We start from the raw sequence: 16,067 nt of genomic DNA, 5'->3' as shown, positions 1-16,067 counted from the left end.
CTCTTACAACCGAGAGAAATCATTGAAAAGTGCAAGCCCCATTAACAACACCAGCAAAATCGAGCCAATGCGATAACTAAAGTCTTGAACCCGCTCGGATACCGGCCCGCCCTTAAGCTTTTCAATCGCCAGGAACAGCAGATGACCCCCGTCAAGAACGGGCAGCGGAAACAGGTTAATTATCCCTAAGTTCACGCTGATTAGCGCAAGGAACATCAGGTAATAAATCACCCCGAACTCCGCTGACATCCCAGCCCCCTGAGCGATAGAAATCGGCCCACTGAGGTTGTTCAGTTTCACATCACCGGTTATCAATTTACCCAGCATACTGACCGTCAGCTTCATCAACTGCCACGTCTTATCCGTGGCTTCGAGGATGGCGCTAAAAGGCCCATACTGGCGTATAGTCTTGTACTCTTCCGGCAGAGGAATAATTTTAGGCACCACGCCTGCAAACCCTTCCGCCTTTCCGTTAACCGATTTCGTATCCGGCGTTAACGTCAACGACAAGGCGCTCCCCTGCCTTTCAATCTCTAACGCTAACGGCTTACCGGGATTATCGCGTACAAACGTCACGAATTTCATCCACTGCGTTAACGGCTGACCATCGACTTTAACGATCCTGTCGCCCGCTTGCAAACCCGCTTTACTGGCTGCGGAATTCGCCTGCACTTCTGACAGTACCGGTTCAATCTGTGGCCCGCGGGGCCGAATCCCTAAAGAAGATACAGGATCTTGCTTATCAGGCTCAAATGCCCAGTGACGTAAATCAAGCGTTTTGTCCTGCCGCTGGTCGCTACCAAACGGCGCGACGCTCACCGTCGTCTGCTGATCGCCAATTTTGGACACCAGTTGTAAACGCACGGCATCCCAATCAGGGGTTTCGATACCATCAACGGCTTTAAGTTCCGTACCAGGCGCAATTTGCGCCTGCGCAGCAATCGAGTTGGGCGTTATTTCGCCAATGACCGGACGAACGCCAGGGACGCCGATGATAAAGACCAGCCAGTAAGCAAAGATAGCAAAAATGAAGTTCGCAACCGGACCTGCGGCAATAATTGCGGCGCGCTGGCCCACCGTTTTGTTATTGAAGGCGTGACGACGCAATTCCGGCGCTACCGGTTCGGCGCGCTCATCCAGCATTTTGACGTAGCCGCCCAGCGGGATCAGGGCGATGACATACTCGGTGCCGTACCGATCGGTACGACGCCAGAGCGCTTTGCCAAAACCGATGGAAAAGCGCTCAACTCGCACACCGCAGCGCCGGGCAACCCAGAAATGACCAAATTCATGCACAGTGATCAGCACGCCCAGTGCGATGATGAATGCAGCCAGATTCCAGAGAATACTCAGCATAAAACCTTCCGTTAGAGCGTCCTGAACACCAGTAACAACAGGCAAGCAAAGACCGGTACGGCAGCCGTCAGGCTGTCAATTCGGTCCAGAATGCCGCCATGGCCTGGAATCAAGTGGCCGCTATCCTTAATTCCTGCTTCGCGCTTAAACATACTCTCGGTGAGGTCGCCCAGTACAGAAGCCAGAGCCGCCACCACAGAGCAAATCAGCAAGATAACAGGCGCAACATTCAGATTCGCCCACATACCGTAACCCCATGAGATCACGGCAGCCGTAGCAAGCCCGCCGATAAACCCTTGCCAGGTTTTACCCGGGGAAACCTTCGGCGCCAGCTTATGTTTGCCAAATAATTTACCAAACATATACGCGCCAGAGTCCGCTCCCCAGACCAGGATCATGACATAGAGTAGCCATATTGCGCCACTGTAATGATTCTCGTCATAGTGCCAGGCGCGCAGCGCCAGCATGCCCCAGAAAAATGGCACGATAGTTAACAAACCGAAAATGAGACGCAATGTTTTTGAGTTGCGCCAGATTGCCGCCGAACCGGGATAAAATAGCACCAGCAGTAGCGCGACAACCCACCATCCTAACGATGCCCAAAGCGACATCTCAACCAGTGGTTGACGAATGTTGTGATGATACTCAGGCAACAAAAATAGCATCAGCGCCAATAACAGACCACACAGCACCGCCAGCCAAACCCGCTGTGAACGCGCGGCGAAACCGCTTAACTGTCCCCATTCCCACGCGGCCAGCATACAGACAACCAGCGTAATAATAGCGAACCCCACCGGCGGCAATAAAAAAAGCGCAGCGATGACCGCGGGTATTAACACAAAAGCAGAAATCAGGCGATACTTCAGCAAAAGCAACCCCCATCAGGCTTTGTCATCACCAGGCTCGGTACCGCCGAAACGACGCTCTCGATTAGCAAAGGCATGCAGCGCACCTTCAAAGTCTTGTTCATCGAAATCGGGCCAAAGAACATCCGTAAAGTAAAGTTCGGCATAGGCAATTTGCCAAAGCAAAAAGTTACTAATGCGATGCTCTCCCCCAGTCCTAATTACTAAATCCACAGGCGCCAGCTCATGCATACAGATTTGCTGGCCTAGTCTCTCTTCATCAATCTGATCGGGGCGCAGCACTCCAGCCTGCACCTGTTCCGCCAGTTGTCGGACTCCCTGGACAATATCCCAACGTCCGCCGTAATTCGCAGCGATATTCAGCGTTAGACCCGTATTATGGGCGGTAAGCGCTTCTGACTTGCGAATACGTTCTTGTAAACGTGAGTTGAATCGGCTGATATCGCCGATAATACGCAGGCGAACGTTATGGCGGTGCAGGCTTTTGACTTCGCTATCCAGCGCCCACACAAACAGCTCCATTAACGCGCTCACTTCCTGCGCCGGTCGGTTCCAGTTTTCACTACTAAAGGCATACAGCGTTAACGCATCAATACCGTTATTGGCAGCAAAAGAGACCGCTCGCCGGACGGACTTCGCTCCGGCTTTATGCCCAAAGGCCCGGATCTTCCCTTGCTTTTTCGCCCAGCGACCATTGCCATCCATAATTATTGCAACATGACGGCAGCCATGCGCTGGCAAATTTTCGCTTACTGGTTGAGTTGCAGACAACATAACGCGTTTTTTGTCCCTGAAAGGATTTAGCGGTACTCAGGAATACTGAAGCCTTTATACACATTCTCTTCGGTTCGCTTCGCGGATGACTGCGCGTCATCGCCCCTGTCGTGCGCTGTCTGCGCACGCCGGGAACGTATTCGCCTGCCGTCCCGATGCGTCCTGAATGATTTTGTGTATCCACAAAAAAGCCGTGTAAAACCACGGCTAACCTGACCGAAAAAAGCCAAAAACCTGCGATCAGGTGGCGCAGACTATATCACCGAAGCCCAACGCTAACAAATAGCACGATCTTCTGTCGCGGGATAATCGTCAGCGTGAGAGCCGTATCACTTGTTTTCTGGCTACTTCACGCGCGATGGCGTCAACCTGCAATACGTCCTCAACGCTTGCCGGTTCCTGTAAATCCATCCTCTCCAGCACCGCTAAATTGAGCCCGGCGATATCGGTAAAACGAATCTGTTGCGCCAGAAACGCGGCAACGGTGATTTCGTTTGCCGCATTGAGCGCCGTCGTTGCCGCCTGACCTTGCTCAAACGCCTCCATCGCCAGCTTCAGGCACGGATAACGCTGATAATCTGGCGCGCTAAACGTCAGCGCGCTGAGTTTGCAAAAATCAAGCGGCTGCGCGCCGGACGTGACGCGATTCGGCCATGCCATCGTATGCGCAATAGGCGTACGCATGTCAGGTTCTCCAAGCTGCGCCAGGACGCTGCCGTCCTGATAACGCACCATCGAATGAATGACCGATTGCGGATGGATCAACACTTCCATCTGACGTGCGCTGGCATTAAATAACCAACGCGCTTCAATGTATTCCAGACCTTTATTCATCATGGTGGCGGAGTCGACGGAGATTTTTCGCCCCATCGACCAGTTCGGATGACGACATGCCTGATCCGGCGTCATCGCTGCCAGATCGCACATTGGCGTTTCACGAAACGGGCCACCAGACCCGGTAAGCAAAATCGACGTTACGCCATTTTGCTCAAGGTCAGCGTATCCCAGATTATGCTGAATAGATTGCGGCAAACTCTGAAAAATCGCGTTATGTTCGCTATCGACGGGTAAAAGCCGGGCGTTGCTGCGTTTTACTTCGTCCATAAACAGCCGCCCGCAGGTCACCAGCGATTCTTTATTCGCCAGCAGAATCGTCTTCCCTGCGCGAATCGCCGCCAGGGTCGGCAGTAAACCAGCCGCGCCCACAATGGCCGCCATCACATGCCCGACCTCATCAAGCGCCGCCATCTCACAGGCAGCCTGCTGACCGCTCAGAACCTCGGTGCGGCTGCCATGCTGCTGAAGCATTATTTTGAGCTGTTCTGCGCTCGACGTATCGTCCATCACGGCATAACGCGGCGAGAATTCCAGGCACTGCTCCGCCATGCGGGCGACATTTTTACCCGCCACCAGCGCGATAACGCGGAAGCTATCAGGATTATGGCGCACCACGTCCAGTGTGCTGCAACCAATAGAGCCGGTCGAGCCCAGAATGGTTAATTGCTTCATGAAACGTCCAGAAGTGTTGAAACGGAATAAAAAGCAAAACGCCGCACAGGAGACCTGATAATGTCTTCTGCGCGGCGCTTTGTACACCACTCATCCGCCAGGTTTAGCGGTGGAATGAGTTTATATCTGCGTACAGATCAATCAGAACTGCATCAGTTCTGCTTCTTTATCTGCCAACGCCGCATCAACTTTCTTAATTGCCGCGTCGGTCATTTTCTGTACTTCTTCCTGAGAGCGACGATCGTCATCTTCACTGATCGCTTTATCTTTCAGCAGAGCTTTTACTTTATCGTTCGCATCACGGCGGACGTTACGAACGGCGACACGCGCCTGCTCTGCTTCGCCACGGACAATTTTCGTCAGATCTTTACGACGTTCTTCGGTCAGCGGCGGCAGCGGAACGCGAATATCGGTGCCCGCAGAGCTTGGATTCAAACCGAGGTCTGACGCCATGATCGCTTTTTCAACGGCTGGCCCCATAGAACGGTCAAACACGTTAATTTTTAAGGTACGGGAGTCTTCTACCGTTACGCTTGCCAACTGGCGCAGCGGGGTCGGAGTGCCATAGTATTCTACGACAATACCATCCAGCAGGCTGGGAGAAGCACGACCCGTGCGCACTTTGCTGATTTGGGTTTTGAACGCTTCAACGCATTTTTCCATGCGTACTTCAGCATCTTTTCTGATATCGCTAATCACGTTACGAATCCTTGAAAACTAGTCTCAGTCAGACCAGACGGTCACACAATACAAAGATGTGCTAAGTATAGTCTCGTTTAATTTCTGCCAGGTAATAAGACCCGTCAATAGAACAGAATCTTACCCGTATTTGGCGCTCACGGGAATTATTCCGTGATTAACGTCCCTTCTTTTTCGCCCATCACCACACGACGCAGCGCGCCTGGTTTGTTCATGTTGAAAACACGAATCGGCAGTTTGTGGTCACGAGCCAGCGTGAACGCCGCCAGATCCATCACTTTCAGCTCTTTATCCAGCACTTCGCTGTAGGTCAGCTGATCGTACATGGTCGCGGAAGGATCTTTTGCCGGATCGGCAGTGAATACGCCATCCACTTTGGTCGCTTTCAGTACGACATCCGCTTCAATTTCGATCCCGCGCAGACAGGCCGCAGAGTCGGTAGTGAAGAACGGGTTACCCGTACCTGCAGACAGAATCACAACACGGTTATTACGCAGCAGGCTAATAGCCTCGGCCCAACTGTAGTTGTCGCACACGCCGTTTAAAGGAATTGCCGACATCAGGCGGGCGTTCACATAGGCGCGGTGAAGCGCATCACGCATTGCCAGGCCGTTCATGACGGTGGCCAACATGCCCATGTGGTCGCCCACAACGCGGTTCATCCCCGCTTTTGCCAGACCCGCGCCACGGAACAGGTTACCACCGCCAATCACCACACCAACCTGAATACCCAGTTCAACCAGTTCTTTGATCTCCTGAGCCATACGATCCAGTATGCTTGCATCAATACCGAAGCCTTCCGTACCCTGCAGAGCTTCGCCGCTTAATTTAAGCAGAATGCGTTTATAGACGGGTTTTGCATTGGTAGCCATGTTTCTTTCCTGAGACTGTCAACGATTGATATGAGTTAATTCCGGCGACATTGTACGTCGCATTTCAGCGCAGACGCCAGGCGTCGGCTGATTTTACAAGAGAGGCGCAAAAAGAAGCCGCCCTCAGGCGGCTCCTCAGGAAAATCAGGACTGCTTAGACATCGCAGCAACTTCTGCTGCAAAGTCAGTCTCGACTTTCTCAATGCCTTCGCCCACTTCAAAGCGGATGAAGCCAGTCACGTCAGCGTTGTGCTCTTTCAGCAGTTGGCCAACAGATTTGCTCGGTTCCATGACGAAAGGCTGACCAGTCAGAGAAACTTCGCCGGTGAATTTCTTCATGCGGCCTTCAACCATTTTCTCTGCGATTTCTTTCGGCTTACCGGACTGCATCGCGATGTCCAGCTGAACCTGGTACTCTTTCTCTACCACGTCAGCAGACACGTCTTCCGGCTTAACGAATTCCGGCTTGCTTGCCGCAACGTGCATCGCCAGCTGCTTAACCAGCTCTTCGTCAGCGCCTTTAGCGGCAACCAGAACGCCGATGCGCGCACCGTGCTGGTAAGAACCCAGAACGTCGCCTTCCAGGGAAGCGACGCGACGAATGTTGATGTTCTCGCCGATTTTCGCTACCAGAGCAACACGCTCTTCTTCGAACTGCGCTTTCAGGACTTCTACGTCAGTGATTTTGCCAGCAACAGCGGCGTCCAGCACTTTGTCAGCAAATGCCTGGAAGCCAGCATCTTTAGCCACGAAGTCAGTCTGGCAGTTAACTTCCAGAATGAAAGCGACGTTGCCATCGATTTTGGTTTTGATTACGCCGTCAGCAGCCACGTTGCCTGCTTTTTTCGCCGCTTTGATAGCGCCGGACTTACGCATGTTTTCGATTGCCAGCTCAATGTCGCCATTCGCTTCAGTCAGCGCTTTTTTGCAATCCATCATGCCTGCGCCGGTACGCTCACGCAGCTCTTTTACCAGGGATGCGGTAATTTCAGCCATTCTAAAATCCTCGAAAGATTTGATCTGCCCGGCATCAAACCGCACAGATATAAAAGTGAAAAAGGGGGCCATATACAGGCCCCCTAACCAAACGTGATACTACCTGGTCTATAAGGGCTCTCCCCTTCATATTTCGAGCCGCAGGCGCGTTGCCTTCACTCGCTCATCCCGGACACTTACTGATGTAAGCTCCCGGGAATTCTCGAGCTTGCCGCCTTCCTGCAACTCGAACTATTTTAGGGAGTTATCAAGCCTTATTACTCGGCTTCTACGAAGCTTTCTTCCGCCTGGGAAGCCAGATCCTGAGAACGGCCTTCACGAACGGTTGCAGCGACAGCGCCCAGGTACAGGCTAACAGCACGGATTGCGTCATCGTTACCCGGGATAACGAAGTCAACGCCGTCCGGATCAGAGTTGGTATCAACGATAGCAAATACCGGGATACCCAGGTTGTTCGCTTCTTTGATAGCAATGTGCTCGTGGTCAGCATCGATAACGAACAGAGCGTCCGGCAGACCGCCCATGTCTTTGATACCGCCCAGGCTGTTTTCCAGTTTCTCAAGCTCACGAGTACGCATCAGCGCTTCTTTCTTGGTCAGCTTTTCGAAAGTACCGTCCTGAGACTGAGTTTCCAGGTCTTTCAGACGTTTGATGGACTGACGAACTGTTTTCCAGTTAGTCAGCATACCGCCCAGCCAGCGATGGTTCACGAAGAACTGGTCGCAGCTGTTAGCAGCTTCTTTCACCGCTTCGCTTGCAGCGCGTTTAGTACCAACGAAAAGGATTTTACCTTTACGAGCAGAGATCTTGTTCAGTTCAGCCAGAGCTTCGTTGAACATCGGTACAGTTTTCTCAAGGTTGATGATGTGAACTTTGTTACGCGCGCCGAAGATGAAAGGCTTCATTTTCGGGTTCCAGTAACGGGTCTGGTGACCAAAGTGAACACCAGCCTTGAGCATGTCGCGCATGGAAACAGTTGCCATGATTTAAAACCTCTATAGATTAAGTTGGGGTTATGCCTCCACGTATCCCATATTACCGACCCCAAAGGGCACCCCGGAATATGTGCCGATACGTGTGTGTTGTTACACAAAGTGAGATTTGTCGCTCCCGTCCATCGTGTGTAGTCTTCGAATGGATCGGAAGTCCGGCGCGCTTTATACCACAAAATGGCGCTGAAAACCAACAGTTGTTCAACCAAAGAACGCGTTGAGTGGCGATTCGGACTCAAAAAAGCATGGCAGAACTTTATCTGGATCAATTCAGCGAGCGGAAGGGGTATCTACAATCGCGGCACATGGAATAGCAAGATTTATAAAAGGATTTAATTGGTGAATAAAAGTATAATTATCAATATATTAATACTATTAACAGGGTGTGGTATCGCTTCCGCTTATGCCACAGCGCAGACTTACCTCACAGAAGAAACCCACATTGATTTCAGCGTTGACACGCAGCAGCCCAGCACAAAAACGCAACAGAGTATTACTTCGGCCTTTGAGGAAAATAAAAACTGGGTTTGGTTTAACCTGGCGCCAGAGGCGCTAACGGCCAATCGCTGGAATAGCACTTCACGCTATGAGATTAAAAATCAACAAATACAAATCGAAGGGATAACCTACTCTCTCAAAACAGAAAACAACGGTAAAACACTCAGTCTGGTGAGCGAACCAAAGATGGCCTGCGGCTTTTTTGACTGTGTTATTACGTTGAAGCTTCAGCAGGTCGATGACAGCACCCCGGGACTTCAGAAAATCAAATCACGTTTCGCAGAGCAGCAACAAAAATGGCAGACCCGCCTCACTCAGGAGCGTGAACAGCTAGCCGCCCTCGTTCAGAAAGATGATTTTCCCGGCGTCGTTTTTTCTGTCACCTCCAATCTGGCGATCAAACTCCCGTTGTCAATTTATAACTCCCTTGATTCATGGAACTCCGGCGCCTATTTCCGCCGCATGGGAAATCAAGGGCTTTATATTAATATCAAAGACGAAGGTACCCACGTTTATAGCTTTACAGAACGCGAAAAAACAGCGGCAGACCATAAACAATCAGAAATGATTAACGGTGAGATTTTTGTGGTTAAAACAGCAAAAGACCCCGCCTATCTGGACAGATGGCTCGCCAGCCAAAAAGGCATTCTTTTCCGCACCGACAACGGCGCTGTCTACTACAACGAGGACTACACCCCTGAAGCCGTGTATTTTCAGTATGACGATGCCACCGGGACCTGGCTTGTTGCCCGAGCCAATGCTGTAGACGGAGAGCTTACAACCGTTGCGCGTGCCTGGGCTATTGTGCGCACCATGGAGCCACAATATCGCGGTAAGGATGTGTTGTCGCTGGCCGACCTGTCATTGCCGGGAAAAGAGCTCGAATCGCGTTATCAGACCAGCATGAACCAGCTATTCGATGTTGTTGAAACCCAGCGTAGCTTTGAAGAAACATTAACGCCGCTACTGAAAAAACCACAGCGTTTTATTAAGCCTCTTTCACCGCGAATGTCAGTAAAATACAACAGTTGTTTTTCTAATTATATTTATGTCGATATCAAGGTTCATCATACCACCCTTGACGAGGTGATGGCGAAAAACCAACAGAAATATCCCAACGGCAAGCGGCTGGAAAATCTCTTTATTTTTACAATGAACGGAGATAATGCTAATTATTCCTGGTACTACCGCCTGGCCGACAATCTGACGCTGGAGTTTCCGGCCCGGCAGGCGACATCGCTGGAGAACCAGCTATTTCTGGCTCAGGTCTTTAAGCATCTCGATTTCAGCAAGTTGCCGAAAATTCCCGCCAGCGAAAAGAAAAACCTCTTTAAATATAACCCCTTCGCAAAAGCCGTTGCCGATATTGGCTTTGAGGTCGACGATGGTTTCATCGATAACGATGGTAATTTGCTGATTCCGATGCCCAAAAACGGCAAATACTCATTTGAGTGGCAGTCTCCCTATATTGTCGCCACCTTTGTTAAATCTGAAGGGGAAGGTGTATACCGCAGAACCGACCAAAAATTCACCTTTGACCGTCACGGTAAAGCCGTTAAGAAACCCTAATCAACCTGGTGAACCATGCGGACGTCAGCGTTACCAGAATGTTCAACATCTGGCACTGACGCCGCTGCACTGTTAACATTGATACGACATAACCTATTATTGTCGAAATAATCGACACTGCTGGACACTATCCATGGCTATTTCTATCAAGACATCTGAAGACATCGAAAAAATGCGCGTCGCGGGCCGTCTGGCAGCCGAAGTGCTGGAAATGATCGAACCGTATATCAAACCGGGCGTCACCACCGGCGAACTGGACCGTATCTGTAACGATTACATCGTTAACGAACAACACGCGATCTCCGCCTGCCTCGGCTACCACGGCTATCCGAAATCCGTCTGTATCTCTATTAATGAAGTGGTGTGCCACGGCATTCCGGATGACGCTAAACATCTGAAAGATGGTGATATCGTCAACATCGACGTGACCGTGATTAAAGATGAATTCCACGGCGATACCTCGAAGATGTTTATCGTCGGCAAACCGACCATTCTGGGTGAGCGTCTGTGCCGCGTCACGCAAGAGAGCCTGTATCTGGGCATCAAAATGGTGAAACCGGGCATCCGCCTGCGCACCATTGGCGCCGCCATCCAGAAATATGCCGAAGGCGAAGGTTTCTCCGTGGTACGTGAATACTGCGGACACGGTATTGGTCGCGGCTTCCATGAAGAACCGCAGGTGCTGCATTATGATGCAGACGATGGCGGCGTCGTGTTGCAGCCTGGCATGACCTTTACCATTGAACCGATGCTGAACGCCGGGGATTACCGTATCCGCACCATGAAAGACGGCTGGACGGTAAAAACCAAAGACCGCAGCTTGTCTGCTCAGTACGAGCATACTATTGTGGTAACGGAAAACGGCTGTGAAATTCTGACGCTGCGTAAAGATGACACCATCCCGGCGGTCATCACACACAACGAATAATGTTTTGCCTGATGGCGATGCCTTCGCATCTTATCAGGCCTACAAATTACACCTTTACTCAAAATCATTCGAGTTGCCTCAAGGCGGCAAGAGAGTGAATCTTCAGGAGCGTACATAAGTACGTGACTGGAGTGAACGAGCGCAGCCAACGCAGAAGCAACTTGAAGAATGAAGAGTAAATACGTAGGCCGGGTAAGGCGTTCACGCCACCATCCGGCTTTTTAATGGGTGGCGCATATGAATACTCTTCCTGAACAGCACGCGAATACCGCACTCCCCACCCTCCCGGACCAGCCGCAAAACCCTGGCGTCTGGCCGCGCGCTGAACTGACCGTCGCTGGTATCAAAGCCCGCATCGACATCTTTCAACACTGGCTGGGCGAGGCATTTGACAGCGGCATTTGTGCTGAACAGCTTATTGAAGCTCGTACCGAATTTATTGACCAGTTGTTGCAACGCCTGTGGATTGAGGCCGGTTTCGGTCAGATTGCCGATCTGGCGCTGGTCGCCGTCGGCGGCTATGGACGCGGCGAACTGCATCCGCTTTCCGATATTGATCTGCTCATTTTAAGCCGCAAAAAGCTGCCCGATGAACAGGCGCAAAAGGTCGGCGAACTGCTGACTTTATTATGGGACGTCAAGCTGGATGTCGGACATAGCGTACGTACGCTGGAAGAGTGTCTGCTGGAAGGTCTGTCTGATTTAACCGTTGCGACAAACCTCATCGAAACGCGCCTGCTGATCGGTGATGTCGCTCTGTTTCTGGCACTGCAAAAACATATTTTCAGCGAAGGTTTTTGGCCGTCCGACAAATTTTACGCCGCCAAAGTAGAAGAGCAGAACCAGCGCCACCAGCGCTATCACGGCACCAGCTATAATCTGGAGCCGGATATTAAAAGCAGCCCCGGCGGTCTGCGCGATATCCATACATTGCAGTGGGTCGCCCGACGTCACTTCGGCGCTACCTCGCTCGATGAGATGGTGGGATTCGGCTTTTTAACCCCGGCTGAACGCGCGGAGCTCAACGAATGCCTGCATATCCTGTGGCGCATTCGCTTTGCGCTACATCTGGTGGTCAGCCGCTACGATAACCGCCTGCTGTTCGACCGCCAGTTAAGCGTCGCTCAACGCCTTAACTACAGCGGCGAGGGCAATGATCCGGTTGAGCGGATGATGAAAGACTACTTCCGGGTTACGCGTCGGGTGAGCGAACTTAATCAGATGCTGCTTCAGCTATTTGACGAGGCGATTCTGGCGCTGCCTGCGGATGAAAAACCACGTCCTGTTGACGATGAGTTTCAACTGCGCGGCACGCTCATTGATCTGCGTGACGACACGCTGTTTATCCGCGAACCGCAAGCGATCCTGCGCATGTTTTATATGATGGTGCGCAATAGCGCGATCACCGGCATCTACTCTACGACGTTACGCCATTTGCGCCACGCCCGCCGCCACCTGAGCCAACCGCTGTGTTACATCCCGGAGGCGCGCACTCTGTTTCTTAGTATGCTGCGCCATCCCGGCGCGGTCAGCCGCGGCCTGCTGCCTATGCACCGCCACAGCGTACTGTGGGCTTATATGCCGCAGTGGTCACACATCGTCGGACAAATGCAGTTTGACCTGTTCCACGCATACACGGTGGATGAACACACCATCCGCGTAATGCTCAAACTGGAGAGCTTTGCGAAAGAAGAGACGCGCCAGCGCCATCCGCTATGCGTCGATCTCTGGCCGCGGCTTCCCCATCCGGAACTGATCCTGATCGCCGCGCTGTTCCACGATATTGCGAAAGGACGCGGCGGCGACCATTCGGTACTGGGCGCACAGGATGTACTCACCTTCGCCGAACTGCACGGTTTGAACTCACGCGAAACGCAACTGGTCGCCTGGCTGGTGCGCCAACACCTGCTGATGTCGGTCACCGCCCAGCGCCGCGACATCCAGGATCCGGAAGTCATCAAGCAGTTCGCCGAAGAGGTGCAAACCGAAACACGGCTGCGTTTTCTGGTCTGCCTGACCGTCGCGGACATCTGCGCGACCAACGAAACCTTGTGGAATAGCTGGAAACAGAGCCTGCTGCGCGAGCTGTACTTCGCCACTGAAAAACAGCTCAGGCGTGGAATGCAAAATACGCCGGATATGCGTGAGCGCGTGCGTCACCATCAGCTTCAGGCGCTGGCGCTGCTGCGAATGGACAATATTGATGAAGCCGCGCTGCACAAAATCTGGACCCGCTGTCGCGCTAACTATTTTGTTCGTCATAGTCCAAATCAGCTCGCCTGGCACGCACGCCATTTATTGCAGCACGATCTGCGCCAACCGTTAGTGTTGCTCAGTCCGCAGGCCACGCGCGGCGGAACCGAAATTTTTATCTGGAGCCCGGACAGACCCTATCTGTTTGCCGCCGTCTGCGCCGAGCTGGACAGGCGTAATTTAAGCGTCCATGACGCGCAGATCTTTACCACTCGCGACGGCATGGCAATGGATACGTTTATCGTTCTGGAACCAGACGGCAGCCCGCTGGCGGCGGATCGCCATGACGTTATTCGCACCGGTCTTGAACAGACCATTACGCAGCGTAGCTGGCAGCCGCCGCAGCCGCGTCGGCAACCGGCAAAGTTACGGCACTTTACGGTCGAAACGGAAGTCAATTTTCTGCCCACCCATACCGACAGAAAATCATTCATGGAATTGATCGCGCTCGATCAACCTGGTCTGCTGGCCAGGGTCGGACAAATTTTTGCCGATCTGGGAATTTCGCTTCATGGCGCCCGAATTACAACCATTGGTGAACGAGTAGAAGATTTATTCATAATCGCCACAGCGGATCGACGCGCACTTAATAATGTGCTGCAACTTGAGGTGCAACAACGGTTGACAGCGGCCCTCAATCCAAACGATAAAGGGTAGTGTGTTTATTTATATGAAAGAGTTTAACAATGCAGCAGTTACAGAACGTTATTGAGACCGCTTTTGAGCGCCGCGCCGATATTACGCCGGCAAATGTAGATACCGTGACCCGAGAGGCGGTAAACCAGGTCATTTCTCTACTTGATTCCGGCGCGCTGCGTGTCGCAGAAAAAATCGACGGTCAGTGGGTCACTCACCAGTGGTTGAAGAAAGCGGTTCTGCTCTCTTTCCGTATTAACGATAACCAGGTTATCGACGGTGCGGAAAGCCGCTACTTCGATAAAGTCCCGATGAAATTCGCTGATTACGACGAAGCGCGTTTTCAGAAAGAAGGCTTCCGCGTTGTTCCGCCTGCGGCCGTTCGTCAGGGCGCATTTATCGCCCGCAACACCGTGTTGATGCCGTCTTACGTTAACATCGGCGCCTACGTTGACGAAGGCACCATGGTTGACACCTGGGCGACGGTGGGTTCCTGCGCGCAGATTGGTAAAAATGTTCACCTTTCCGGCGGCGTGGGTATCGGCGGCGTACTGGAGCCGCTGCAGGCTAACCCGACCATCATTGAAGACAACTGCTTTATTGGCGCGCGTTCTGAAGTCGTGGAAGGCGTCATTGTCGAAGAAGGTTCCGTCATTTCCATGGGCGTATACCTCGGCCAGAGCACCAAAATCTACGATCGCGAAACCGGTGAAGTTCACTATGGCCGCGTACCGGCGGGCTCCGTGGTCGTTTCCGGCAACCTGCCGTCAAAAGACGGTAAGTACAGTTTGTACTGCGCGGTGATCGTGAAAAAAGTCGACGCCAAAACGCGTGGTAAAGTGGGCATTAACGAATTATTGCGCACTATTGATTAAGCGAGTGAAAAGCGGGGGCGACAGCCCCCTTTGCATTACGGCGAATGCGGTAACACGGTTTCCGGCGCAATCTTTGCCGCAAACGCCGAAGCCAATGCAGTCAAAACGACATAACCGGCAACAAAAGTCCAACTGTTATCATAGACTGCACTTAACGCTTTAGCGATAAACGGCGTGAATCCCCCCTGCCACAACCGCCCCCAACTGAGCGCCAATTGATGAACCGCTGTAGCATACAGGCGGATGAAACAGTCAGGCGAAAAAAGAAGGGTGCACGGCATTCAGTGAATTATGACTAATGTTAATAAGCAGAACGTAGCCCATTGTCATCAGTATGAGCGAACGGCTTTCCAGCAGCCAGAAAAAGGGAAAAGCCATTGCCGCGGCAAAAAGCGCGCCAAATACCAGCGCGCTTGCCAGGCCATATAATAGAAAATCATAATATTCAATGGAGCTTCCTGTCCAGGCGGAAATCACCACCCGGCGAATAGTCGCATTATACGTTCCGGACATAGACTCCGCCTCCCAAGGTTATCGACCGCTACCTCCGGTCAATTTCTCACACTGACCTCAAACGCTTTCTCTATAAACGGAATATCGCGTTGAATTACTTAAGCTATCAATAATCGCCGCCCTTTTACTCATGACGTTGTCGAGACGTCTTCTGCGATCAACCGCGCTTTTTTTGTATCCATTGGTGGCGAAAAACCAACTTTTCGTTAATTATTCAAAAGTTATAGTGTGATGAAGGATACCGCTATGTATGACAATCTAAAAAGTCTGGGCATTACCAATCCTGAGGAAATCGATCGTTACAGCCTGCGGCAAGAAGCCAATAACGATATCCTGAAAATCTATTTTCAAAAGGATAGAGGTGAATTCTTTGCTAAAAGCGTGAAGTTTAAGTATCCACGCCAGCGTAAAACGGTGGTGGCCGATGGCATCGGTCAGGGTTATAAAGAAGTACAGGAGATTAGCCCTAACCTACGCTATGTAATTGACGAGCTGGACCAAATCTGCCAGCGCGACCGCTCAGAACTCGATCTCAAGCGTAAGATCCTCGACGACTTGCGCCACCTGGAAAGCGTCGTCGCGAATAAGATCAGTGAAATCGAAGCCGATCTGGACAAGCTTACCCGCAAATAAAAAAGCTGCCGGGGCTTCATTTCGGGCCCCTCTCACTCTGCTGCTCCCTCTCATCCGCCTCACGGTTACCACCATTTTTCATCACTATGCCTCACAGC

The 16,067-nt window shown here is 51.9% G+C and carries 13 protein-coding genes and 1 pseudogene; 5 read left to right on the top strand and 9 right to left on the bottom strand.

The window, feature by feature from the left end:
• Positions 1–3: 3 nt before the first annotated feature.
• The 8 genes from rseP to rpsB form a co-directional block, all read right to left on the bottom strand.
• Positions 4–1,356, bottom strand: a complete 1,353-nt coding sequence (rseP, locus tag ACLD11_RS16925; protein WP_000949017.1) for a sigma E protease regulator RseP — start codon at positions 1,354–1,356, stop codon at positions 4–6.
• A gap of 11 nt (positions 1,357–1,367) precedes the next feature.
• Positions 1,368–2,225, bottom strand: a complete 858-nt coding sequence (gene cdsA / locus ACLD11_RS16920; protein ID WP_000922422.1) for a phosphatidate cytidylyltransferase — start codon at positions 2,223–2,225, stop codon at positions 1,368–1,370.
• A gap of 12 nt (positions 2,226–2,237) precedes the next feature.
• The gene (gene ispU / locus ACLD11_RS16915) at positions 2,238–2,996 is read right to left on the bottom strand and encodes a (2E,6E)-farnesyl-diphosphate-specific ditrans,polycis-undecaprenyl-diphosphate synthase (protein ID WP_000947413.1); all 759 of its coding nucleotides are present in this window, start codon (positions 2,994–2,996) and stop codon (positions 2,238–2,240) included.
• A 312-nt stretch (positions 2,997–3,308) separates the two neighbouring features.
• A complete protein-coding gene (ispC, locus tag ACLD11_RS16910) occupies positions 3,309–4,505 on the bottom strand; it encodes a 1-deoxy-D-xylulose-5-phosphate reductoisomerase (protein WP_000811905.1) in 1,197 nt (398 codons plus the stop codon).
• 141 nt (positions 4,506–4,646) lie between these two features.
• Entirely contained in the window at positions 4,647–5,204 is a 558-nt protein-coding gene (gene frr, locus ACLD11_RS16905; RefSeq protein WP_000622423.1) for a ribosome recycling factor, read from the bottom strand.
• Between the two features lie 146 nt (positions 5,205–5,350).
• Complete coding sequence (gene pyrH / locus ACLD11_RS16900; RefSeq protein ID WP_000224567.1) at positions 5,351–6,076, bottom strand: UMP kinase; 726 nt, start codon at positions 6,074–6,076, stop codon at positions 5,351–5,353.
• A gap of 144 nt (positions 6,077–6,220) precedes the next feature.
• Positions 6,221–7,072 carry a translation elongation factor Ts gene (gene tsf / locus ACLD11_RS16895; protein WP_000808106.1) on the bottom strand — a complete coding sequence of 284 codons (852 nt, stop codon included), beginning with the start codon at positions 7,070–7,072 and terminating at the stop codon, positions 6,221–6,223.
• Between the two features lie 257 nt (positions 7,073–7,329).
• Complete coding sequence (rpsB, locus tag ACLD11_RS16890; RefSeq protein WP_000246886.1) at positions 7,330–8,055, bottom strand: 30S ribosomal protein S2; 726 nt, start codon at positions 8,053–8,055, stop codon at positions 7,330–7,332.
• A 348-nt stretch (positions 8,056–8,403) separates the two neighbouring features.
• Between rpsB and ACLD11_RS16885 the strand changes: the two genes are divergently transcribed.
• The 4 genes from ACLD11_RS16885 to dapD all read left to right on the top strand — a co-directional run bounded on the left by ACLD11_RS16885 (position 8,404) and on the right by dapD (position 14,823).
• Positions 8,404–10,131, top strand: a complete 1,728-nt coding sequence (locus tag ACLD11_RS16885; protein WP_411015143.1) for a hypothetical protein — start codon at positions 8,404–8,406, stop codon at positions 10,129–10,131.
• Between the two features lie 133 nt (positions 10,132–10,264).
• A complete protein-coding gene (gene map / locus ACLD11_RS16880; RefSeq protein WP_183060093.1) occupies positions 10,265–11,059 on the top strand; it encodes a type I methionyl aminopeptidase in 795 nt (264 codons plus the stop codon).
• A gap of 237 nt (positions 11,060–11,296) precedes the next feature.
• A complete protein-coding gene (glnD, locus tag ACLD11_RS16875) occupies positions 11,297–13,969 on the top strand; it encodes a bifunctional uridylyltransferase/uridylyl-removing protein GlnD (RefSeq protein WP_001094519.1) in 2,673 nt (890 codons plus the stop codon).
• 29 nt (positions 13,970–13,998) lie between these two features.
• Complete coding sequence (gene dapD / locus ACLD11_RS16870; protein ID WP_001186673.1) at positions 13,999–14,823, top strand: 2,3,4,5-tetrahydropyridine-2,6-dicarboxylate N-succinyltransferase; 825 nt, start codon at positions 13,999–14,001, stop codon at positions 14,821–14,823.
• A gap of 35 nt (positions 14,824–14,858) precedes the next feature.
• Here dapD and ACLD11_RS16865 read toward each other — a convergent pair.
• Positions 14,859–15,228, bottom strand: a pseudogene (locus ACLD11_RS16865) (hypothetical protein); the annotation flags it as partial.
• 354 nt (positions 15,229–15,582) lie between these two features.
• On the opposite strand from ACLD11_RS16865, the gene ACLD11_RS16860 reads away from it, so the two are divergent.
• On the top strand, positions 15,583–15,969 hold the full coding sequence (locus tag ACLD11_RS16860) for a DUF3461 family protein (protein ID WP_000272193.1): 387 nt from the start codon (positions 15,583–15,585) through the stop codon (positions 15,967–15,969).
• The last annotated feature ends 98 nt before the right edge of the window (positions 15,970–16,067 follow it).

Source organism: Salmonella sp. 741265116_PST (assembly GCF_046567715.1).
Classification (GTDB): Bacteria; Pseudomonadota; Gammaproteobacteria; order Enterobacterales; family Enterobacteriaceae; genus Salmonella; species Salmonella enterica.
The sequence above is the reverse complement of the archived record's forward strand: the minus strand, read 5'-3'. Positions and strand labels throughout refer to the sequence as shown.